General features: G+C 76.0%; 22 protein-coding genes. 10 read left to right on the forward strand and 12 right to left on the reverse strand.

The window, feature by feature from the left end:
* Nucleotides 1-19: 19 nt before the first annotated feature.
* Nucleotides 20-487 carry a carboxymuconolactone decarboxylase family protein gene (locus ACW14Y_RS23255; RefSeq protein WP_380299532.1) on the reverse strand — a complete coding sequence of 156 codons (468 nt, stop codon included), beginning with the start codon at nt 485-487 and terminating at the stop codon, nt 20-22.
* A gap of 211 nt (nt 488-698) precedes the next feature.
* Between ACW14Y_RS23255 and ACW14Y_RS23260 the strand changes: the two genes are divergently transcribed.
* Entirely contained in the window at nt 699-890 is a 192-nt protein-coding gene (locus ACW14Y_RS23260; RefSeq protein WP_380299531.1) for a hypothetical protein, read from the forward strand.
* A 31-nt stretch (nt 891-921) separates the two neighbouring features.
* Here ACW14Y_RS23260 and ACW14Y_RS23265 read toward each other — a convergent pair whose 3' ends face one another.
* Complete coding sequence (locus ACW14Y_RS23265) at nt 922-3,555, reverse strand: lysylphosphatidylglycerol synthase domain-containing protein (protein WP_456983326.1); 2,634 nt, start codon at nt 3,553-3,555, stop codon at nt 922-924.
* A gap of 77 nt (nt 3,556-3,632) precedes the next feature.
* Between ACW14Y_RS23265 and ACW14Y_RS23270 the strand changes: the two genes are divergently transcribed.
* The 3 genes from ACW14Y_RS23270 (at nt 3,633) to ACW14Y_RS23280 (ending at nt 5,468) form a co-directional block, all read left to right on the forward strand.
* Nucleotides 3,633-3,899: a UBP-type zinc finger domain-containing protein gene (locus ACW14Y_RS23270; RefSeq protein ID WP_030393619.1), complete on the forward strand. Its 267-nt coding sequence runs from the start codon at nt 3,633-3,635 to the stop codon at nt 3,897-3,899.
* Nucleotides 3,900-4,043: 144 nt separating this feature from the next.
* The gene (locus ACW14Y_RS23275; RefSeq protein ID WP_402722953.1) at nt 4,044-4,307 is read left to right on the forward strand and encodes a hypothetical protein; all 264 of its coding nucleotides are present in this window, start codon (nt 4,044-4,046) and stop codon (nt 4,305-4,307) included.
* A 180-nt stretch (nt 4,308-4,487) separates the two neighbouring features.
* A complete protein-coding gene (locus ACW14Y_RS23280) occupies nt 4,488-5,468 on the forward strand; it encodes a sigma-70 family RNA polymerase sigma factor (protein WP_380299528.1) in 981 nt (326 codons plus the stop codon).
* Here the strand turns inward: ACW14Y_RS23280 and ACW14Y_RS23285 are convergent.
* Entirely contained in the window at nt 5,373-5,723 is a 351-nt protein-coding gene (locus ACW14Y_RS23285; RefSeq protein WP_456983329.1) for an STAS domain-containing protein, read from the reverse strand. The genes ACW14Y_RS23280 and ACW14Y_RS23285 overlap by 96 nt on opposite strands.
* 168 nt (nt 5,724-5,891) lie before the next feature.
* Here ACW14Y_RS23285 and ACW14Y_RS23290 point away from each other — a divergent pair, with 168 nt between their 5' ends.
* A complete protein-coding gene (locus ACW14Y_RS23290) occupies nt 5,892-6,329 on the forward strand; it encodes an SRPBCC family protein (RefSeq protein WP_380299526.1) in 438 nt (145 codons plus the stop codon).
* 64 nt (nt 6,330-6,393) lie between these two features.
* Nucleotides 6,394-6,885 (forward strand): NUDIX domain-containing protein, encoded by a 492-nt coding sequence (locus ACW14Y_RS23295; RefSeq protein ID WP_051740454.1) that lies wholly within the window; start codon nt 6,394-6,396, stop codon nt 6,883-6,885.
* A gap of 84 nt (nt 6,886-6,969) precedes the next feature.
* Here ACW14Y_RS23295 and ACW14Y_RS23300 read toward each other — a convergent pair whose 3' ends face one another.
* The 4 genes from ACW14Y_RS23300 to ACW14Y_RS23315 all read right to left on the reverse strand — a co-directional run bounded on the left by ACW14Y_RS23300 (nt 6,970) and on the right by ACW14Y_RS23315 (nt 10,306).
* Entirely contained in the window at nt 6,970-7,731 is a 762-nt protein-coding gene (locus tag ACW14Y_RS23300; protein ID WP_380299525.1) for a Clp protease N-terminal domain-containing protein, read from the reverse strand.
* A 68-nt stretch (nt 7,732-7,799) separates the two neighbouring features.
* Entirely contained in the window at nt 7,800-8,540 is a 741-nt protein-coding gene (locus ACW14Y_RS23305; RefSeq protein WP_456983333.1) for a tyrosine-protein phosphatase, read from the reverse strand.
* A gap of 130 nt (nt 8,541-8,670) precedes the next feature.
* Nucleotides 8,671-9,402 carry a VC0807 family protein gene (locus ACW14Y_RS23310; protein WP_456983335.1) on the reverse strand — a complete coding sequence of 244 codons (732 nt, stop codon included), beginning with the start codon at nt 9,400-9,402 and terminating at the stop codon, nt 8,671-8,673.
* A 211-nt stretch (nt 9,403-9,613) separates the two neighbouring features.
* The gene (locus ACW14Y_RS23315; protein WP_456983337.1) at nt 9,614-10,306 is read right to left on the reverse strand and encodes a hypothetical protein; all 693 of its coding nucleotides are present in this window, start codon (nt 10,304-10,306) and stop codon (nt 9,614-9,616) included.
* A 361-nt stretch (nt 10,307-10,667) separates the two neighbouring features.
* Between ACW14Y_RS23315 and ACW14Y_RS23320 the strand changes: the two genes are divergently transcribed.
* From ACW14Y_RS23320 to ACW14Y_RS23330, 3 genes are all read left to right on the forward strand, one after another.
* A complete protein-coding gene (locus ACW14Y_RS23320; protein WP_380299563.1) occupies nt 10,668-11,519 on the forward strand; it encodes an RNA polymerase sigma factor in 852 nt (283 codons plus the stop codon).
* Complete coding sequence (locus ACW14Y_RS23325; RefSeq protein WP_456983339.1) at nt 11,516-12,796, forward strand: hypothetical protein; 1,281 nt, start codon at nt 11,516-11,518, stop codon at nt 12,794-12,796. Before ACW14Y_RS23320 ends, ACW14Y_RS23325 begins: the two co-directional genes overlap by 4 nt.
* A gap of 486 nt (nt 12,797-13,282) precedes the next feature.
* Nucleotides 13,283-14,830 carry a protein kinase domain-containing protein gene (locus ACW14Y_RS23330; protein ID WP_380385340.1) on the forward strand — a complete coding sequence of 516 codons (1,548 nt, stop codon included), beginning with the start codon at nt 13,283-13,285 and terminating at the stop codon, nt 14,828-14,830.
* A 27-nt stretch (nt 14,831-14,857) separates the two neighbouring features.
* On the opposite strand, the gene ACW14Y_RS23335 is transcribed toward ACW14Y_RS23330, so the two are convergent.
* From ACW14Y_RS23335 to ACW14Y_RS23350, 4 genes are all read right to left on the reverse strand, one after another.
* Nucleotides 14,858-15,850: an ABC transporter substrate-binding protein gene (locus ACW14Y_RS23335; RefSeq protein ID WP_456983341.1), complete on the reverse strand. Its 993-nt coding sequence runs from the start codon at nt 15,848-15,850 to the stop codon at nt 14,858-14,860.
* 88 nt (nt 15,851-15,938) lie between these two features.
* Entirely contained in the window at nt 15,939-16,781 is an 843-nt protein-coding gene (locus ACW14Y_RS23340) for an ABC transporter ATP-binding protein (protein WP_380299518.1), read from the reverse strand.
* Between the two features lie 15 nt (nt 16,782-16,796).
* Nucleotides 16,797-17,843: a FecCD family ABC transporter permease gene (locus ACW14Y_RS23345; protein WP_380299517.1), complete on the reverse strand. Its 1,047-nt coding sequence runs from the start codon at nt 17,841-17,843 to the stop codon at nt 16,797-16,799.
* On the reverse strand, nt 17,840-18,868 hold the full coding sequence (locus tag ACW14Y_RS23350) for a FecCD family ABC transporter permease (RefSeq protein WP_380299516.1): 1,029 nt from the start codon (nt 18,866-18,868) through the stop codon (nt 17,840-17,842). The genes ACW14Y_RS23345 and ACW14Y_RS23350 overlap by 4 nt, the downstream gene beginning before the upstream one ends.
* Before the next feature lie 153 nt (nt 18,869-19,021).
* Between ACW14Y_RS23350 and ACW14Y_RS23355 the strand changes: the two genes are divergently transcribed.
* On the forward strand, nt 19,022-19,651 hold the full coding sequence (locus ACW14Y_RS23355) for an HAD family hydrolase (RefSeq protein WP_380299515.1): 630 nt from the start codon (nt 19,022-19,024) through the stop codon (nt 19,649-19,651).
* Between the two features lie 69 nt (nt 19,652-19,720).
* Here ACW14Y_RS23355 and ACW14Y_RS23360 read toward each other — a convergent pair whose 3' ends face one another.
* A complete protein-coding gene (locus tag ACW14Y_RS23360) occupies nt 19,721-19,975 on the reverse strand; it encodes a hypothetical protein (RefSeq protein ID WP_380299514.1) in 255 nt (84 codons plus the stop codon).
* Between the last annotated feature and the right edge of the window lie 475 nt (nt 19,976-20,450).

The raw sequence follows: 20,450 nt of genomic DNA on the forward strand, positions 1-20,450 counted from the left end.
GTGTCCCGCGAGGCGGGGTTCAGGGCGTCCCGGGGGTCTTGCGGGTGGCGACGTTGATCCGGTTCCAGGCGTTGATGGTGAAGCAGAGCGAGATCAGCCCCGCCAGCTCCGGCTCGGGGAAGAGCTCGGCGGCCCGCCCGTACACCGCGTCGGAGACACCGTCGCCGATGCGGGTGATCTGCTCGGCCAGCGCGAGGGCGGCCCGTTCGCGCTCGCTGTAGACGCCCTCGGGGGCCTCGCGCCAGACCGGGAGCAGATAGATCCGCTCGTCGCTCTCTCCGGCCTTGCGGGCGTCCTTGACGTGCATGTCCAGGCAGTAGGCGCAGCCGTTGAGCTGGGAGGAGCGGACCTGCACCAGCTCGACCAGCGCCGGGTCGAGGCCCTCGCGGGCGGCGGCGTCCAGGGCGATCATCGCCCGGAACACCTTGGGGGCGGTGCGGGCGAAGTCGAGGCGGGCGGTGGGCCGGGGGGTGGCGGTGTTCGTCATGGGTACGAGCCTAGGAACGGGATGCACCCCGGACGTGGTGCATTCCCGGCCCGTTCTCCCGGGTCAATTCCCCGGCCGGACAACACGCCGGGGGTCCGTCGGCGCGTCGCGCCGGGCCGGTGGCCGACGGATACTTCGAGTACCCCGGCGAGCGGGACCCACGGGCCGGGGGAAGCCTCCGGGGAACCTTCGAGGAACGAGGACGGACACCATGCCGCAGAACCACGAGGACTACCTGGACGAGGTCGACGAGGCCGTGGAGTCCGGGAACGGGGTGGCGGAGGACGAGTACGACGAGCTGGCCGAGCGCCGCGCCCTGGGCGCGGACCCGGCCACCGAGGTCGCGGACGTCGCGGAGCAGAGCCGGACCGTCCCGCTGGACGAGGACGAGTACCGGGAGTAGCCGGCCGGGACTCCTGCCGATACCTCGGGGCCTAGAGCGCCTTGCGGCGCTGGAGCCAGGTGAACGCCGCCCAGCCGGGGAGCACCGGCAGGACGAAGGTGAGCAGCCGGAAGAGCACGACGGCGGCCGCCGCGCCGCCGGCCTCCATCGAGGGGGCCAGTTCCAGCAGGCCCACCAGCGCGCTGTCCACGAAGCCCGCCCCGCCGGGGGTCGGGGCCGCGTTCCCGGCCGCGTTCCCGACCAGGAACACCACCCCGACCGAGGCGAAGGACGGTTCCTGCCCGACCGCCCGGGCGCAGCAGTACAGACAGGCGACCAGGGTCAGCGACACCAGCAGCTGCCCGGTGAAGCCGACCGCCAGCCGCCCCGGGTTGCGCAGCAGCTCCACCAGCCGGGGCAGCACCTCGGCGGTCAGCGGGCGCAGCCGGGCGGTCAGCCAGCGCCGGGCCGGCGGCACCGCGGAGACGGAGGCCAGCAGGACGCCCGCCAGCGCGAGGCCGCCGACCACGGCCGGCAGGGCGTCCAGTTCGGAGCTGCCGGGCCCGACACCGGTCAGGTAGACGAACGCGCCGAGCTGGAGCAGGTGCAGGACCAGACCGAGCAGCTGGCCCACGCCGACGCTGGACAGGGCCTGCGCGGTCGGGATGCCGGCCCGCTGGAGGAAGCGGGTGTTCAGCGCGACCCCGCCGACCCCGCCGGGGGAGACCAGCTTGACGAAGGACCCGGCCACCTGGGCGAGCACGGCGTTGCGGAAGTCCAGCCGCTCGGGGACGAAGCCGACGAAGCCCATCGCCCCCGCGACATGGCCGGCGGCCGCGGCCAGCACGGCGAGGGCGAGCCAGAACGGGTCGGCGTCGGCGACGGCCGCGACCGGGTTCCGCTCGGTGGCGAACAGCTGCGGCAGCAGCAGCCACCCGGCCGCCAGGCCGCCGACGACGGCGAGCAGGGTGCGGGGGCGCAGCCGCTCCAGCCGGACCGGCCGGACGGGCGCCTGCGGGCGGCTGCGGAGCACCTCGGCGCGGATCCCGTCCAGCAGGTCGGGGGCCGGGCCCGCGGCGGTCGCGGGGGTGGTGGTCGCGGGGTCGGCGGGCGTCTCCGGGCCGGTGCGCTGCGGGGGCACCCGGGGCGCGGCCGCCGCGGCGTCGCGACGGGCGGCCTGCTTGAGCGCCGCCCGGGTGCCGGCGGTCAGCGCGATGGGCTGGAGCAGCGGCAGGGCGGCGGCGACCGCGTCCGGGCCGAGCACCGACACCGCCGCGCGGACCGAGCGCTCGGCCCCGGTGCGCAGCGCGAGCGTGGTGAGCAGCTGGGCGATGTCGCTGAGCAGCACCAGTTCCCCGGCCGCGATGTCCCCGTCCGCGAGGCCCACCAGGTGCACCGCCCCCGCCGGGTCGACCAGCAGCGCGGAGGGCACCAGCGCGCGGTGCGCGATGGCGCGCCGCTGGAGCAGGGCCAGCTGGCCCCAGACGTCGGCGAGCAGCGCGTCGGTGACCTCCTCGTCGGCCAGCTCGTCCAGGGTGCGGCCGGGCAGCCGCAGGTAGGCGACCAGCGCGGCGTCCCGGCCGAGCTCGGCGGTGGCGGCGACCGGGCGGGTGCGGACCCCGGCGGCGACGGCCGCGTAGGAGAGCAGGGCCTCGTGCTCCAGGCCGGTGCGCAGGGAGCGCAGCGCGCGCGGGTGCGGGGCGGTGCGCAGCCGCAGCCGGCGCCAGACCCGCTGCACCAGGGCGGCGGTGACCGCCTGCCGGTCGAGCAGCTGGACGTCCAGGTCGGGGCGGTCGCCGCGCTGGCGGACCAGGTAGCGGTCCGGGCCGTCCGGGGTGACGGCGACCGGGTGCAGACCGGCCTCGCGCAGGCTGTGCAGCAGCTGACCCGGCCGGGGCCCGGGGTCCGGGGCGCCGACGGCCCAGCGGGTGCCGTGGGCGGCCGTCCAGCCGATCAGCACGCCGAGCAGCAGCGCGGTCGGGGTGGCCGCCCCGGAGGCGATCCCGGCCAGCGCGGACAGGGTGAGCACGGTCCAGGGCACCCGGCGGTCGCGGGCCGCGGAGGCGGTGAGGAAGGCCAGGACGGGCGCCAGGTAGCCGTAGACCGGCTCGGTGTGGGCGAGCGGGCCGCCGGGCAGCGGCCGGGTCAGCGCGGAGACCAGGGAGAACGGCGCGGGGCCGTCGATCCACAGCGCGAAGAGGAGCGTGGCGCCGTACGCCAGGACGGCGGCCAGCACGCCGTCCGCGAGCTGCTGGAGCACGTGCCGCCGGTCGGTCCCGGGGGCGAGCAGCCTGCGGGCGGCCGAGCAGCCGGGCAGGAGCAGGACGGCGGCGGTGGTGAGGCCGGTGGCGACGCCGCCCAGCGGGTGCGGGACCAGGGCGGCGGCGCCGCCGACGTCCTCGGCGAGGCCGTTGGTGGTGGCGCGGGCGTAGTCGGCGGACAGCAGGGTCAGGGCGATCACGACGAGGCCCCCGAGCAGCCGGATCAGCGCGGCCGGCTGCCGGAGCCGGCCGGTGGCGGCTATGCCCGGGCGGTCGGGCGGGGCCGGGGGGTCGGGCGGGCCCGGGGCGGCGCCGGGCGGGCCGTCGGTCGTGCCGTCCGAAGTACCGCCCCCCGTGCTGCCGTCCGTGCCCTCGACCGTGCCGCCGGTCCTGCCACTTGTCGCGTTCCCCGTCGCATCCGCCACGGATGGCATGCTCCCACGAGCCCCCGGCAGCGTGTCTCGGGGCGCGGGGCGGGCCCGCCGTCACTACCCTGCGTCCCATGAGCGCCTGCGAAGACCTCGCCGCCGCACCCCGGGACCTCGCGCCCCTGCCACCCCTGGACGGCTGCGCCGACTGCCTGGCGCAGGGGCGCCGGGACTGGGTGCACCTGCGGCTCTGCCTGGACTGCGGCCGCATCGGCTGCTGCGACTTCTCGCCGCAGCGGCATGCCACCGCGCACTTCCACAACAGTTCCCATCCGGTGATCCGCTCCTACGAGCAGGGGGAGGACTGGCGCTGGTGCTACGTCCACGAGCTCATGGGGTGACGGCCGGGCCGGGTCGGGCTTCCGGCCGGGTTGACGCCCAGGGGCCCGTGGGTTGAGGTGTAACTCCCGACAGATCTGGACATAACGCCCGTACGGCCCTCGGTCGGTGCCTGTCCGGCCGGCGGCCGCCGAAGGGAGCCGACGATGACCAAGCAAACAGCGGGGAGCCCGCACAAGCTCCGCCGCGGCACCCAGGAGCTGCTGGAGCGCCGGGGGATGGCCACGATGCCGATCGCGCTCCCGCCCCGCCTCGCCGGTACCGCGCGGGCCGCCACCGGATCCGCGAGCGCCGCCTTCCGGCACGGCGGCCGGGACTCCGGGACCGCCGTCCCGCACTCCGCGCCCGCGCACCACGCCGAGCTCAAGGGCCACCGCCACCGCGGGGCCGAGAAGCACAGCGCGCACTGAGCCGCCGCGCGCACCGGGCCACCGCACGCACCGGGCAGCCGTGCGCGCCGAACCGCCCGTGCGCCCCGGCCTCCGTCCTGACGCGCGTTCAGGGCCGGTCCGGGGCGCGCGGCGGCGCTGTCGGTGGCCTGCGGTACGTTCGGGGCGATCGACGGCGACGGGCGAGTGGGGGCACGGGCGATGGCCGAGCTGATGACGGAGGAGCCGGTCGAGCTCCAGCTGGAGCGGTACCGGACGGAGTTGACCGGGTACTGCTACCGCATGCTCGGCTCGGTCTTCGAGGCCGAGGACGCCGTCCAGGACACCATGGTCCGGGCCTGGCGCCACCACCGCGGCTTCGAGGGCCGCGCCGCGCTGCGCTCCTGGCTCTACCGGATCGCCACCAACGTCTGTCTGGACGCGCTGAACGGCCGCAACGCCCGGGCCCGCCCGATGGACCTGGCCGGCCCGTCCACCGTGGCCACCGCGACCGACGCCCGGCTGCCCGAGGTCGCCTGGCTCGGCCCGGCGCCGGACGACCGGGTGCTGCCCGAGACGGCCGACCCGGCCGAGGTGGCCGCGCAGCGCGAATCGGTGCGGCTGGCCTTCGTCGCCGCGCTCCAGCGGCTGGCGCCCCGGCAGCGGGCGGTGCTGATCCTGCGCGAGGTGCTCGGCTGGCGGGCCAACGAGGTCGCCGAACTGCTCGGCGTCACCGTCGCCTCCGTGAACAGCGCGCTCCAGCGGGCCCGGGCCGCGCTCGCCGCCGACCCCGCCGCGAGCCGCCCGGCCCCGACCCTGGACGAGGACCACCGGGCCCTGCTGGCCCGGTACGTCGCCGCCTTCGAGGCGTACGACATGGACGGCCTGGCGGCGCTGCTGCACGAGGACGTCACGCTCAACATGCCGCCGTTCGCGCTCTGGCTGACCGGGCGGGCGGACATCCGGGAGTGGATGCTCGGCCCCGGGCACGGCTGCCGGGGCTCCCGGCTGGTGCCGGTGGTGGCCAACGGCAGCCAGGCCTTCGGGCAGTACCGGCCGAGCCCGGCGGGCGGGCACGAGCCGTGGTCGCTGATCGTGCTGGAGGTGTCAGCGGGCCGGATCACCGGGGTCACCAACTTCCTCGACACCGAGGTGCTCTTCCCGCTGTTCGGCCTGCCGCCCCGGCTGGAGGCCGGGGAGTAGCCCGACGCGCCCGCCGTCCTGCTCCCCGCCGTGCTCCTCGTCCGGTTCGACGAGGAGCACGGCGGCCAGCCCGCTGAACGCGAGCAGTTCGCGCAGCGGGCCGTTGGCGTTGCGCAGGACGAGCCGCACGCCGTGCCGGGCCGCGGCGCGCCGCAGCCGGGCCAGGGCGTCGACCACGGCCAGGTCGGGGGCGGCCAGCGCGCCCAGATCACAGATCAACGGAGGAGCGGCGGAGGTGCGGGTCTCGGTCTTCACCCAGGGGAGACCGCCCCGGCGCCCGGGGCTCATCGGCCCGCCGGGAAGTTCTCCGAAAAGTCCTCCGGAAAAACCTCGCCGGGGAGCGATGAGTTTCCGCCCGGCTCCCGGTCTACCTCTCCGGAAGCGCGGCACCGGGCCGCGCACCGAACAGAGGGAACCGCCACCATGACCGAGAACCTCGGCACCCTGTCCATCGTCCGCGAGCTGTCCGCCACCCCGGCCGAGGTGTTCCGCGCGTATGTCGAGCCCGAGCAGTTCGTCCGCTTCTGGGGCCCGGTCGGCACCACCGTCCCGCTGGACACCGTGACCATCGAGCCGGAGGTGGGCGGGCGCTTCGACAGCACGATGGTGCTGGAGGCCACCGGTGACCGCTACCCGGTGCGCGGCCGGTTCACGGCGGTCCGCGAGGGCGAGCTGCTGGAGTTCCTGGAGGAGGGCGTCGGTCTGACCGGCCGGATCACCCTCACCGACCTCGGCGACGGCCGGACCGAGGTGCGGATGGAGCAGGAGAACGTCCCCGCCATGTACCTGGGCCCGGAGGCCGAGGCCGGCCACAACTCCAGCTTCGACCGGCTGGTCGAGCACCTCGCGGCCCGTCGATGAGGCCGGCGGGGCCCGGCTGGCAGAGTGGGGCGCACATCGTCCCAGAGCCCGAGGAGGGCCCGCCGTGCCGGTCGAGCCGTTGAAGTCCCGTGAAGAGTGGTTGGCCTCGTTGCCGCGGATCTACGCGGCCGCGGGCTGCGTCCTGCGGGACGCGTCCGGGCGGATCCTGCTGGTGAAGGCCGGGTACCGGGAGCACTGGCAGTTCCCGGGCGGGACGATCGACCTCGGGGAGGGGCCGGCCGAGTGCGCGGCCCGGGAACTGCTGGAGGAGACCGGCATCGTCCGCGAGGCCGGCGAGCTGCTGGCCATCTCCTGGACCCATCCCTCGGGCGAACTCGACCACCCGGCCGAGCACTTCCTGTTCGACTTCGGCAGCGTCCCGGACGGCACCCCCGTGACCGTCCCGGCCGGCGAACTCGACGACCACCGCTGGGTCGAGGACCGGGAGGCGCTCGAACTCCTGGGCCCGGCGCGCTCGTTGCGACTGCGCGCGGCCCTGGAGGCGAAGGCCGACGGTCGGGTGCGGATCGTCACCACGCACGTGTCGGGTTTCTGACCACGACCGGTGTCCCGGCCGGGACGGTCGCCCCGGCCGGTGTCCCGGGGGCGCGCCCGTCCCGCGGCCCCCGGAACGGTCCGGTCACGCCTGCTCGGCGCCGGTGCCGTCGGTGCCCGGGGCGATGAACGCGGCGAGGATCTCGACGACGAACCGCTCGATCCCCTCCTTCCGCACGCCGAGGTCGTCCAGCACGCCGGCGCCGTTCTCCAGCTCCAGCAGGGCGAGCAGGATGTGCTCGGTGCCGACGTAGTTGTGACCGAGCTTCAGCGCCTCGCGGAAGGTCAGTTCCAGCACCTTCTTCCCCCGGGCGTCGTACGGGATCAGTGCCGGCACCTCGGCGGCCGGGGCGGGCAGCGCCGCCGTCGCGGCGGTGCGCAGCGCCTCCGGGGTGACGCCCTGGTCGACGAGCGCCCGCACGGCCAGGCCGTCGGGCTCGACCAGCAGGCCGAGCAGCAGGTGCTCGGCCCCGATCCCGTCGTTGCCGGCCCGGCGGGCCTCCTCCTGGGAGGCCATCACCACGTGCCGGGCCCGGTCGGTGAACCGGCCGAAGCCCTGGCTGGGGTCGAGGTCGTTGGGCGTGGCCGGGTCCTTGGGCACGAAGCGCTTCTGGGCGGCCTGCTTGCTGACGCCCATGCTGTGGCCGATGTCGGTCCAGGAGGCGCCGGAGCGGCGGGCCTGGTCGACGAAGTGGCCGATCAGGTGGTCCGCGAGCTCGCCGAGGTGGTCGGCCGCGATGACGGCGTCCGAGAGCTGGTCGAGCGCGTCCGGGTGGAGCTTCTTGATCGCGTCGATCAGGTCGTCGAGGCGCAGCGGAGTGCTCTTGGGAACGATCGGATTCTCCATGTCGTCAACCGTAGGTTGTCGATGCCTCTATCGTCAACCATCGGTTGACGATAGGGCGAGTTGGAGTCTCAGGGGGCCAGCAGTCGGCCGCGGACGGCGGTGAGGTCGGCGGTGGGGACGCCGGCGGCCGTCAGCCGGGCGACCGGGTCGAGGTCGACGAGGGCGGCGTGCACGGAGGCCTCGGCGGTGGTGCCGGCCTCGGCGAGGACGGCGTCGATGCGCCGGTACTGGTCCGGGAGGCCGAGCATGCCGTAGAGGGGGCGGACGTTGGGGGCGCTCAGCAGGTAGTCGGCGACGATCTCGGCGGGCTCGACCTCGGCGAGGGCGAGCAGCAGCAGTGCGGCGAGGCCGGTCCGGTCGCGGCCGGCGCCGCAGTGCACGACCAGTCCGCCGGGGCGGGCGCCGGCGATCGTCGCGATCAACTCGGCCGCGGCGTGCGGGCAGTGGTCCAGGTAGGGGCGCAGGGCGAGCGGGGTGCCGTCGAGGTGGCCGTAGGTCCGCCACCAGGCGGGGCCGGCGAGTTCGTCCAGCGGGACGCGGACCAGTTCGACGTCCCCGGGGAGCGGGAGGAGCGGTTTGTACTCCTCGATGTTGCGCAGGTCGACGACGGTGCGCACGCCGTGGTCGAGCAGGGCGTCCCAGCCCTCGGCGGTGAGGCGGTCGAGGTTGTCGGCCCGGGTGATCGCCCGGCGGGTGGTGCGGGCGCCGGTGGTGGTGGGCAGCCCGCCCAGGTCGCGGACGTTGAGGCAGCCGTCCCAGACGAGCGTGCGGTCCTCGGTGGCGGTGGTGCGCGCTTCTGCCCGGCTCATCAGGTTCCCCGTTTTCCTCGGCGAGGGGGTCCCGTTACCCCCTCGTGATGTGGACTACCGGTGGAGCGGGATGGTTCCTCGGATCGTCCGATGATCAGGGTGTGACGATCCGGCAGCGCCCTGTCGCCGCTCAGGCGGCGTCGGCCTCGGCGCGGACCAGCTTCTCCATCGGCTGCGCGGCGGCCTGGCCGAGCACCGAACCGGTGACGATCGCGCCGACCAGCAGCACCGTGGACAGCCACGCCATGGTCGCCACCGGCAGGGTGAAGGCGCCGGCCACCCGGGCCACGCACTCGGCGAGCAGCGCGGAGCCCCAGATCACGGAGAACAGCCGCTCGTAGCGGCGGAACGGCCGCGAACCGGCGGCGAGCCGGTCCCAGGCGGCCTCCCGGGCGGTCTCGCCCTTGGTGAGGAAGGGCCGCAGCGCGGCGGACATCAACGGCCGCGCGGTGAGCGCGGAGCCCAGGATCGCCAGCGCCATGAAGCCGCTGAGCACGGCCTCCTTCGCGAGCATCAGCCGGGCGTCGCCGCTGACGGCGGTGAGCACCAGGCCGACCAGGTTCACCCCGAGCATCAGGGCGGCGAAGCGGTTCAGCGTCCGGTCCTTGACCAGGCCGAGGACGGTCCGGGCGACCGGGAACGCGCTGCTCCAGGCGAGGGCGGCGAACTCGCTGGTCCCGAGGCCGGAGTGGAGGAGGTAGAAGGCGGCGAGCGGGCCGGCGATGTCGACGGCGAGCGGGCGGAGGGCCTTGGCGAGCGGGTGCGGGGCCTTGGCGGCGACGGCCTCGGCGGTGGCGGCGCCGGTGGTGACGGCGTTGGCGACGACGTCGGTGACGGCGCTGGTGGCGGCGATCTGGCTCATGGTGGGTCCTCCCCGGACTGGCTGCTCGGCCGGCGGGCCGTTGCCCGCTCCGCCGTGCCTCCAGTGTTCCGAGCGGGACCCCTCGCCCAGCAGTGCCGTCCGTTGCGGGATCCGCATGACAGTTGTCACGGTGCGCACCGTGACGGTGCCACCGAGCTGCGAAGGCGCCGGGCAGTTGCGCGAGTTGACGAAGTGTCGGCCGGACCGTCCGTCAGGGGCGCTCGAAGTCCCAGAGCGGCCGGCCCAGGGTGTCCGCGCAGTGCACGGTGGTGAAGCGCTCGTCCTCGGCCGACAGGAATCCCCGGGCGACGCCGCGCAGCACCGTGCGCGCGGCCGCGTCCGCCCGGGTCCAGGCGCCGGTCAGCACCAGCACCGCGCCGACCAGCTCCGCGCGCTGGATCCGGGCCACCGGGACGGCCAGCAGCGTGGTGTTGACCTGCTCCAGCTCGTCGGCGGACAGATAGGTCTCGCCGGTGCCGCCACCGCGCTCCCGGTCGAGCCGACGGCGCAGCTCGGGCAGTCCGTAGTGGCGGACGGCGGCCACCGAGTCGTCCAGCGCGACCTGCCAGCGCGGCCCGGGCAGCACCTCCCACCAGACGTCCTCCCGCACCGGGAGCAGCTCGCCGATCCGGGAGCGCCAGGACTCGATGCCGTAGACGGCGGACGGGTCCGGGCGCGGACCGGGGAAGGCCGCGGCGGACCAGTCGGCGCGGCTGACCAGGCTCAGGTCGAAGGTGTAGCGGATCCGCCCGTCGTCGAGCCGCTCGATCACGCCGACCATGGCCCAGTGGGTCGGGTCGGGGAGGGCGAAGGTCCGCCGCCCGCCGGTGAGGCCCAGGAGCCGGAGCGCGGGCGCGAGGTGGTCGCGCAGGCCGCGTTCGTGGAACTCGCGGGCGGTGGTCATGACGGTCCCTGGGGGTCGGGGCAGGCAGTGCTCGGCGGCACCCGGGGCGCGGGAGGGGCAGGGCGCGGGCGGCGGTGGCCGGAACGGATCGTTCACCTCCAACGTAGGCAGGCCGGTGTCCGCGCGGCCGTGGGCGAAGGCCAGCAGGTCACGGGACCTTCGCCCCGCGCGCGGGCCGCCCAAGGGCCCGGCGGCGCGTGCCCGCCGGGCCCGGTACCGCCCGCCGTGCGGCTCCGGCGGCGCGCGCTCGCCGACGACGCGGCGCGGGCTCCCCGCCCCGGCGGCGCCCGCGTTCCGGCCGGGGCCGGACCGGGCAACGGTCGGGCCCACCGGACCGGGGCGTTCGCCCGGATGGCCCATGATGTGGCGGGTGCAGAGTGCAGAACGCCCCGGAGCGGGCACCGACAGCCCCGTCGGCCGGTCCGGACCGGTCACGACGTCAGGCCCGCCCCCCGGCCCGCCCCCGCGCGAGGCCCCCGCCCCCGTCGATCTGACCGAGGCCGTCCGGGCCGCCCGGAGCGGGGACGAGGAGGCCTTCCGACTGCTCTTCCGCAGCGTGCAGCCGGGTCTGCTCCGCTACCTGCGGGTCCTGGTCGGCGGCCGGCCCGAGGACGCCCAGGACGCCGAGGACATCGCCTCCGAGGCGTGGCTCCAGATCGCCCGCGACCTGGGCTCCTTCTCCGGGGACGGCGACGGCTTCCGCGGCTGGGCCGCGACCGTCGCCCGCAACCGGGCCCTGGACCACCTGCGGGCCCGGCGCCGCCGGCCGGTGGCCGACCTGCCGTTCGAGTACCTGGCCGAGCTGGCCGGCGGCGACGACACGGCCGGGGCGGCCCTCGCCGCCGTCGGCACCTCGGACGCGCTGGCGCTGATCTCCAGGCTGCCCCGGGACCAGGCCGAGGCGGTCCTGCTCCGGGTGGTCATGGAGCTGGACGCGAACAGCGCCGCCCAGGTGCTCGGCAAGCGCTCCGGCAGCGTCCGGATGGCCGCGCACCGGGGGCTGAAGCGGCTCGCCGAACTGCTGGAGCAGTCCTTCCCGACAGGTGGGGGCGGTGGTGCGGCAGGTGCCGGGATCCCGGCCTCGCGGTCGGTCCCCGACAACGGTCCGGCGGGCAGCGGGACCGTGCGGCAGGGCCGTGGAAGATCCGCGAGAAAAAGTTCTCCCCAAGGTGTGACAGAACGCCGGGCCGCGACGCTGAAGGACATGAGATGAGCACCAACCGACCCCGTCGGATCGACCGTGACACCGCCGAGCAGCTGCTCGCCGGTGCCGTGGGCGGCCCGCCGGCCGGGCAGGACGCCTCGCTCACCGGCCCGGACGGCAGCACCGGGCGCACGGGGTCCCCCCGGTCCGAAGCCGGACCGGGAGACCGGGTCGCCCGTGTGCTCGCCGCCGCCGCGGCGCCGGCGACGGGTGGCGAACTGGCCGGGGAGGAGGCGGCCGTGGCCGCGTTCCGGGAGGCCCGTCTCGCGTCCGCAGCAGTACCCGCCGCACCCGCACCCGTCCGGAGACGTTCGATGGCCGCCGCCACGCTGACCAGGGCCTTCAGTACGAAGGCCGCTGCCGTCGTGCTCGGTGCCACGGCGCTGGGCGGGGTCGCGGTCGCGGCCGGCACGGGCAATCTGCCGGTGCCCCTGGGAGGCGGTTCGGACCAGCCGCACCGGGGTGTGGCCGCCCCGGACACCTCCGCTCCGTCGGCCACCGCGGCGACCCGGTCCGGGACACCGGCCGCCCGGTCGGCGAACCCGCCGTCCACCCCCGGTCCGACCGGTGGTGCCGGCGGCGGCGCGTCGTCCGCCGGTCCGTCCCGGCCCGGTACCGCCTCCGGCGGCCCGGCGGCCGCGGATCCGTCCGCCGCCGATCCGTCCGGGCCGGAGAAGCGGCCCAAGGAGACGCCCAGCCGCGTCCCGGGGGAGGGCCGGGGGACGTCGAATCCCGTGGTCCACGCGGCCCTGTGCAAGGTGTTCGCCGACCGGGCGGGCAAGGGCGAGCGCCCGAGGCTGCTGGTCGCCGATCCGCAGTTCGGCGCGCTGGTCGCGGAGGCCGGCGGTCCGGACAAGGTGGCGGACTACTGCGCGCGGGCGCTCCGCGGCCCGGGCGACGACGACCACCAGGACGCCCCCGGCCAGGGCTCCGGCTCCGGGGCCACCCGGCCGGGCTCCGGCTCCGGCTCGGGCTCGGGACGGTCCGGCGGCGGCTCCGGGCCGGGCGGCGACAGCCAGGGCGGCTCCGGGCAGGGCAGCAGCAGCCAGGGCGGCACCGGTCAGGGCGGCGACAGCCAGGGCGGCAGGAACAAGGACGGCGACTCCGCGGCCGGCGGCAGCGGTTCGGGTGTCGTTACGGGCAGCGCGGGCAGTAGCGGGAACGGCGACGGCGGCTCCGGCCGCGCGCCGAGGACCGCCACCGTCCCGCCCGCGGCGGACCCGCCCGCGGGACCCGGGCCGGACCGCACGGCACGACCCGACAGCACCCCGGGCAACCGGAGGTGACCCAGAACTCCGGATGAGCGGCGGGCGAATCCCCCCGGGCCCGTCGTTCATCCGGACCGCTCCACCCCGCACCACCGCGGTACCCGCTCCACCGCTCCACCGCAGTACCCGCAGTACCCGCTCCACCCGGACCCCGGGTGGCCGGTCGGCCCCCCCGTGCCCACCGTCCGCCCGGTCGGCCCGACCTGACCGACCGGCGCACCCCGGAACGCGCCGCCGGTCCGGAAGGGCCGGACCCCGCCGGCCCGCCCGCCCGCAGTCAGGGCGGGCCGGCACCCGCTCGACCCGCCGAACCGCACCGATCGTGGCCCTCCACCGGGCCCGACCACGAGCCGGCGGTCGGGGATCCGCTGCCCGGTTCCCCGGCCGCCACCCTTTCCCGGGCGGTCGGCGGCGGACGGGCCGGTCACCCCCGGGGGCTATCGTGCACACGTGCACGAGGCGGTCCGGGACCCCGGGCAGGGCCTCTGAGGGGAGCGGTGCCAGGTGATCGGACGCGCGCTGAACGGGCGCTACGAGCTCGTCGAGATACTCGGCGTCGGCGGCATGGCCACCGTCTGGCGCGGGGTGGACCACGTGCTGGGCCGCCAGGTGGCCGTCAAGGTCCTCAACGGGGGGCTCGCCGACGACCCGAGGTTCGCCGAGCGGTTCGGCCGCGAGGCCCAGCACGCCGCGATGCTGGTCCACCCGAGGATCGCGATGGTCTTCGACTCCGGAGTGGACCAGGGCTCGCCGTACATCGTGATGGAGCTGGTGCAGGGCCGGTCGCTGGCGGTACTGCTGGCGCAGCGCCCGGGGCTGCCGGTCGAGCAGGCGGTCGGGATCGCGGCGGCGGTCTGCGAGGGGCTGGCGCACGCGCACGCGGCGGGCCTGGTGCACCGGGACGTCAAGCCCGGCAACATCATGATCACCCACGACGGCGGGGTGAAGGTGGTGGACTTCGGCATCGCCCGCGCGGGCTCCTCGCACAACCTCACCCAGACCGCCTCGGTGCTCGGCACCGCCGCCTACCTGTCGCCCGAGCAGGCCACCGCGAGTCCGCTGGACGGCCGCACCGACCTGTACGCGGTCGGCTGCGTGCTCACCGAGATGCTCACCGGCGCACCGCCGTTCGAGGCCGAGACCCCGGTGGCGATCGCCTACAAGCACGTCGGCGAGCTGCCGCTGCCGCCCTCGGCCCGGCGGCCCGGCCTGCCGCCCGCCCTGGACGCGGCGGTGCTGCGGCTGCTCGCCAAGCACCCGGCCGACCGCCCCGCCGACGCGGCCGCCGCGCGGGCCGAACTGCTGGCCTGCGTCCCGGGGCTGGTGCCCGCCGATCCGACCACCGAGCTGCTCGCGGCGGCCTTCCCGCAGTCCGCGCAGCCCCTGGGCGACCAGCGGCACACCACCCTCCTGCCGCCGCAGCCGGCGCCGCCGGCCGCGACCTCGGTGATGGCGCCGATTCCGGCCACCGGTCCGGTCCCGGCCGCCGCCCCGTTCCCGGAGGCCGGTCCGGTCCGGGAGGGCCGCCGCCGGCCGATCGTGTTCGGGGCCCTCGGCCTGGCCGGTGTGGCCGGTGCCGCGATGCTCGCGATCACCGCCTTCGACGACCCGTCCACGCCCGCCGCCGCGCCGTCCGCCAGGCCCACCGCGACCGCGCCGGTCACCCCGGCGGCCGCCCCGACGCAGGCCCCGGCCCCGACCCCGACGGCCACCACCCCGTCCTCGACGCCCCCGGCCGCCCCGACCACCCAGCCGCCGCACAACCAGGCCCCGCTGGTGCAGATCAACGCCCTGCGCCAGAGCATCGCGCAGACCCAGGTGGAGAAGGACCGGGCCCGCCAGATCGAGCTGCTCCGCACCCTCGACGAGGCCACCGCCAAGCTCAACGAGGGCCGGCCCGACGACGCCGCGGCCAAGCTGAAGAGCGCCCAGCGCACCGTCCGCGACCTCGCCAAGCGGCACGCCATCGAGGGGCCGACCTACCAGAGCTGGAACTCCCGCCTCTCCTCCCTCATCACCTCCCTCAACGCCACCGCCGACCAGGACGACTGACCCGGCGGCCCCGGGAGGGCGGGCGGGTCAGGCGCCGAGGAAGCGCTGGAGTTCGTCGAGCAGGTAGTTGGCGCCGGTGCAGCCGATGCCCTGGAACCACAGCTGGTCGTCGACGGGGAAGGCGCGGTGGGCCCTGACGGCCTCCAGGGCCTGCCAGCCGGGGCTCGCGAGGGTGGCGGTGAGGCCGTTGCGCTCCGGGTCGCCGTAACCGGCGTAGAGGAGCAGGTCGCCGTCCGCCCGGGCGAGCTGGTCCGGCGGGAGCTCCAGGTCCGCCCGGTCGACGTTCTGGGAGTCCGGGCGGGGGACGCCGACGTCGGCGAGGACGGAGCCGGGGAAGGTCTGCCGGCCGTAGAGCCGGATCCCGCCGCCCTCGACGAAGCGGACCAGGCTGACCTTGCGGCCGCCCGCCCTGGCGTTCCCGAGGGCGGCCGTCACCTGGTTGACGTGCCGCTGGTACGAGGCCATGAACGCCGCCGCGGCGTCCTGCCGGCCGAGCGCCTCGGCGTGGGTCTGCAGGTTCGCCTTCCAGGGCGCGCCGGTGGTGGCGGTGAGGACGGTCGGGGCGATCGCCCGCAGCTCCTCGTAGCGGCCGCCGTCCCGGGACTGGTTGGACAGGACGAGGTCGGGCCGCAGCGCGCGGACGGCGGCGAGGTCCGGGGAGCCGATCGGCCCGACGTAGGCGATCGGGGCGAGCCGGGAGGCGGGCCAGTAGTCGGGGAAGGTCGGGTCCGCCGCCGCCCGGGCCGCGCCGACCGGGGTGATGCCGAGGGTGAGCGCGGAGTCCAGTTCGGCGGTGTCCAGGACGACGACCCGCGCGGGTGCCCCGGGCACGGTGACCGGGCCGTTGGCGGTGGCCACGGTGACGCTCGGTGGCGGGGTGGGGGAGGCGGCCTCGGCGGCGACGGCCCCGAGGTCCATCGGCGGGGGCGCGGCGGGCCGGTCGGTGCAGCCGGTCAGGGCGGCGCCCCCGAGCCCGCCGAGCAGTGCGGTCAGCAGGGTGCGGCGGGTGGTCGGGGACATCGGCACCTCGGGCGGCTCGGACAGCGCAGACGGGCGGAAGGGACACGGCAGCGCGTCGATTATGTCCGAATTGGTGCGTAAAACGTTGCTATGCGTCCACGGTGGCCGCCCACGGCGCGCCCGGCACCACCAGCGGCGTGCCGGTCACCGGGTCCGGCACCACCACCGACTCCAGCCCGAACACCTCGCGCACCAGCTCCGCCGTGACCACCTCGGCCGGCGGTCCCTGGGCGACGATCCGCCCGTCCTTCATCGCCACCAGGTGATCGGCGTACCGGGCGGCCTGGTTGAGGTCGTGCAGCACCGCGACGACCGTCCGGCCGCGTTCCACGTTCAGCCGCCGGACCAGGTCCAGCACCTCCACCTGGTGCGCGATGTCCAGGAAGGTGGTCGGCTCGTCCAGCAGCAGGATGTCCGTGCCCTGGGCGAGCGCCATGGCGATCCAGACCCGCTGCCGCTGCCCGCCGGACAGCTCGTCCACGCCGCGTTCGGCCAGCTCGGCGGTCGAGGTGCGGTCCAGCGCCTCGGCGACGGCGGCCTCGTCCTCCGCGGACCACTGCTGCCACCAGCTCTGGTGCGGCTGGCGGCCGCGCGACACCAGGTCGGCGACCGCGATGCCCTCGGGGGCGGACGGCGACTGCGGCAGCAGCCCGATCCGCCGGGCGATCCGCTTGGTGGGGACGCGGGCCAGCTCCTCGCCGTCCAGCAGCACCGCGCCGCGGACCGGCTTCAGCAGCCGCCCCAGCGCGCGCAGCAGGGTGGACTTGCCGCAGGCGTTCGGGCCGACGATCACCGTCACCCGACCGTCCGGAATCCGCAGGTCGAGCCCCTCGGCGACGGTGCGGGCCTCGTAGGCGAGGGTGAGGTCCCGCGCCTCCAGGCGGTGGGACACCCCCTTCACGGGGTCGGCGGACTCGGTGTCGGGCAGCATCGGGACCTCCACGACTCAGGAACCTCCACGGCGGGAGCGGATCAGCAGCCACATCAGGTACGGCGCGCCGACCAGTCCGGTCACCACACCGACCGGCAGCTCGACGGGCGACAGCAGTCGGCGGGCCAGCAGGTCGGCGAGCACCACGACCAGCGCGCCGGTGAGGGCCGAGCAGAACAGCGGGATCTGCGCCGACCGGGCCAGCCGTACGGCGATCTGCGGGGCCATCAGCGCGACGAAGTCCACCGGCCCGGCGGCGCCCGCCGCGCAGGAGGCGAGCACCACGCCGAGCAGGGCCATGCCGAGCCGGATCCGGTCCAGCCGCAGCCCCAGGCCGACGGCGGTGGCGTCGTCGAAGGAGATCGAGCGCTGGGCCCGCGCCGCCCACAGCGCCACCGGCACGGCGGCCAGCAGCACCCAGGCCAGCCAGCCGGCCTGGTCGTACCCGGAGCCGTTCAGGCTGCCGGTCATCCACACCTTGGCGGCCTGCGCCTGGAAGCCGTCGCCCTTGGTCAGGAACAGCGAGGTCAGCGAGGAGAGCGCGACCGAGACGCCGATGCCGATCAGGACGAAGCGCTGGGCGTGCAGCCCGCGCCGCCAGGCCAGCAGGTACACCAGCAGCCCGGCCGCCAGCCCGCCCGCGACGGCCGCGAACGGCACCTGGCCGGTGGAGTCGACCACGCCGTAGGCCAGCAGGCCGACCACGGTGGCGGTGGCGCCCCAGGAGACGCCGACCACGTCCGGGCTGGCCAGCGGATTGCGGGCGACGGTCTGGATCAGCGCCCCCGCCAGCCCGAACGCGGTGCCGGCCAGCAGTCCGACCACCACCCGGGGCAGCCGGAACTCGCCGACCACCAGCTCGTGCGGGCTCGGCTGCCCGAGCACCACCTTCAGCACCTCGCCGGGCGCCACGGTGGACTCGCCCAGGCAGAGCGAGGCGACGACGGTGACGGCCAGCGCGAGCAGCAGGCCGAGCGCGGCGAGCGCCGAGCGCCGGTGCAGCAGGAACGAGGCCGGTCCGGCCCGCAGCACGGTGTAACCGCGCAGGACGACGGTGCTCATGCCGCCACCACCTTCCGCCGCCGGACCAGCGCGACCAGCACCGGGACGCCGACCAGGGCGGTCATCACCCCGGCCGGCACCTCGGAGGGCGGGAACAGCACCCGGCCGAGCGTGTCGGCGAGCAGCAGCAGCGCGGGGCCGAGCACGGCCGAGAGGGCCAGCACCCAGCGGTGGTCGGCGCCGACCGCCGCGCGCGCGGCGTGCGGCACGGCCAGGCCGACGAAGGCGACCGGTCCCGCCGCCGCGACCGCCGAGCCGGTCAGCACGGTGGCTCCGAGCGCGCCGACCGCCCGGACCGGACCGGTCCGGGCGCCGAGGCCCTTGGCGGTGTCGTCGCCGAGCGCCAGCGCGTCGAGCCCGCGCGCCACCGACAGGACCAGCAGCGTGCCGACGGCCAGGAACGGCAGCAGCTGCCGGGCGACGTCCGCGTCCCGCCCGGAGAGCGAGCCGACGTGCCAGAACCGGAACTGGTCCATGGCGGCCGCGTCGGTGGTGAGCACCAGGGTGTTGAGGGAGGCGATGAACGCGGAGATCGCCGCCCCGGCCAGCGCCAGCTTGACCGGCGCCGTCCCGCCCCGGCCGCGCCCGGCCAGCCCGTACACCAGGACGGTGGCGAGCACCGCGCCGGCGAAGCCGAACCAGACGTAGCCGGTGAGCGTGGAGATCCCGAACACGGAGATCGCCACCACCACGCCGGCCGCCGCGCCCTGGCTGACGCCGAGGATGCCGGGGTCGGCGATCGGGTTGCGGGTGATGCCCTGCATGACGGTGCCGGCGAGGCCGAGCGCCGCGCCCACCGCGAGGCCGACGACGGTGCGCGGCAGCCGCAGTTCGCGGATCACCACGGCGTTGGCGGTGTCCCCGCCGTGCAGCAGGGCGTCGACGGTGTCGCCGAACGGGACGGTGCGGCTGCCGACCGCCAGGCTCAGCAGCACCGCACCGGCCAGCAGGGCCAGCGCGGCGGCGAGCCACAGTATTCGGCGGCGCAGCAGCCGGGCTCTTCCGGGTGCGGTGGTGTCGGTCATGGCTCTCTCTCGCAGATAGCTCAGGCAAACCTAAGTTCCGCGTCGAAGCCGGGGCAAATCCCCCGGCCCGTCCCCCGGCCCGTCCCCCGGCCGTCCCCCGGCCGACTTCCGCCCGGCACCGGCCCGGCCGGGCCGGTTGGATAGCCTGACGGCATGCCTGTGACCTCGGACGCCCCGCTGACCGTGGGTTTCGACCTCGACATGACGTTGCTCGACACCCGGCCCGGGATCCGGGCCACCTATCTGGCGCTGTCCGCCGAGACCGGCACCGCCATCGACGCCGACCTGGTGGTCACCCGGCTCGGGCCGCCGCTCCTCGACGAGCTGCGCAACTGGTTCCCGGCGGAGGAACTGGACGCGGTCGCCCACCGCTACCGCACGCTCTACCGGGACCACGCCTTCGCTCCGACGGTCGCGCTGCCGGGCGCGCACGCCGCCCTGGACGCGGTCCGCGCGCACGGCGGCCGGGTCGCGGTCATCACCGGCAAGTACGAGCCGAACGCCCGGCTCCACCTGGAGCACGCGGGTCTGCGCGCGGACGCGCTGGTCGGCGACCTGTGGGCGGAGACCAAGGGCGTGGCCCTGCGCGAGCACGGCGCCACCGTCTACGTCGGCGACCACCTCGGCGACATCCGGGGTGCCAAGCACGCGGACGCGGTGGCGGTGGGCGTGGCGACCGGCCCGTACGGCGCCGAGGAGCTGCTGGCGGCCGGCGCGGACGTGGTGCTGCCCGACCTCACGGCCTTCCCGGCCTGGCTCGACGGGCACCTGGCCGCCGGCTGAGTCCCGCCCCGACGCCCGGTGCCGAGTCCCGCGCCGACGCCCGGTGCCCAGGCCCGGCGGCGGCCGCCGTCAGGCCTCGGCGCGGACCCGGCGCCGCTGGGCGCGCGCGGAGAGCAGCAGACCGGTCAGGGCGAGCAGGAAGCCGAGCGGCATCAGCATGCTCAGCCAGTAGGCGGCCGACGGCAGCGGCGTCAGGTGCAGGAACAGCGGGACGAAGGTCACCAGGGTGGCGAGCGCGCCGAGTCCGAAGACGATCGTGCCTGCCTTGACGTAGGTCTCGCCTCGGTCGGCGCTCTGGCTGCCGACGCTGCTCGCGCTGCTCACGGGGCTTGCTCCTCTGCGGCGGGGTTCGGCCGCTGCGGCGGGTCCGGCGGCCGTCCCAGTCTCGCAGAGCCGGCCGGGCCGAGGTCCGCCGCGGTACCGCCGGGGCGGCCCCGGAACCGCTTCGCGGGCGAGCGGTCCCGTCACGTTGCGCAGTTTTCCGGGCGCTGGGAGTTTTGATCCCTGCTGGGCGGGGGTATGCAGGCTGTGCCGAGGGGTGCGATCAGTGCGCCCCGTTCTCCCCGACCGGAGGTGTGAGCCAGTGGACAGCGTCGAATCGCGCCCGGGTCATGCCGATTCCGGGTCGCGCGTGACCGTCGGGGCTCCGTACGGAACTTTCGCGGAACGCGGATGAGACAGTGACGGACCGTTAGTCTGCTCCTTACAGTGTGCTGATCGTGCGCGCCCCGCAGGGCGCGTCCCCCAGGGTCGGCCCGCTCTCCCACCACCCAGTGATCCCCGGCCAGGGCCGGGATCC

It is taken from the genome of Kitasatospora sp. cg17-2 (assembly GCF_054031055.1).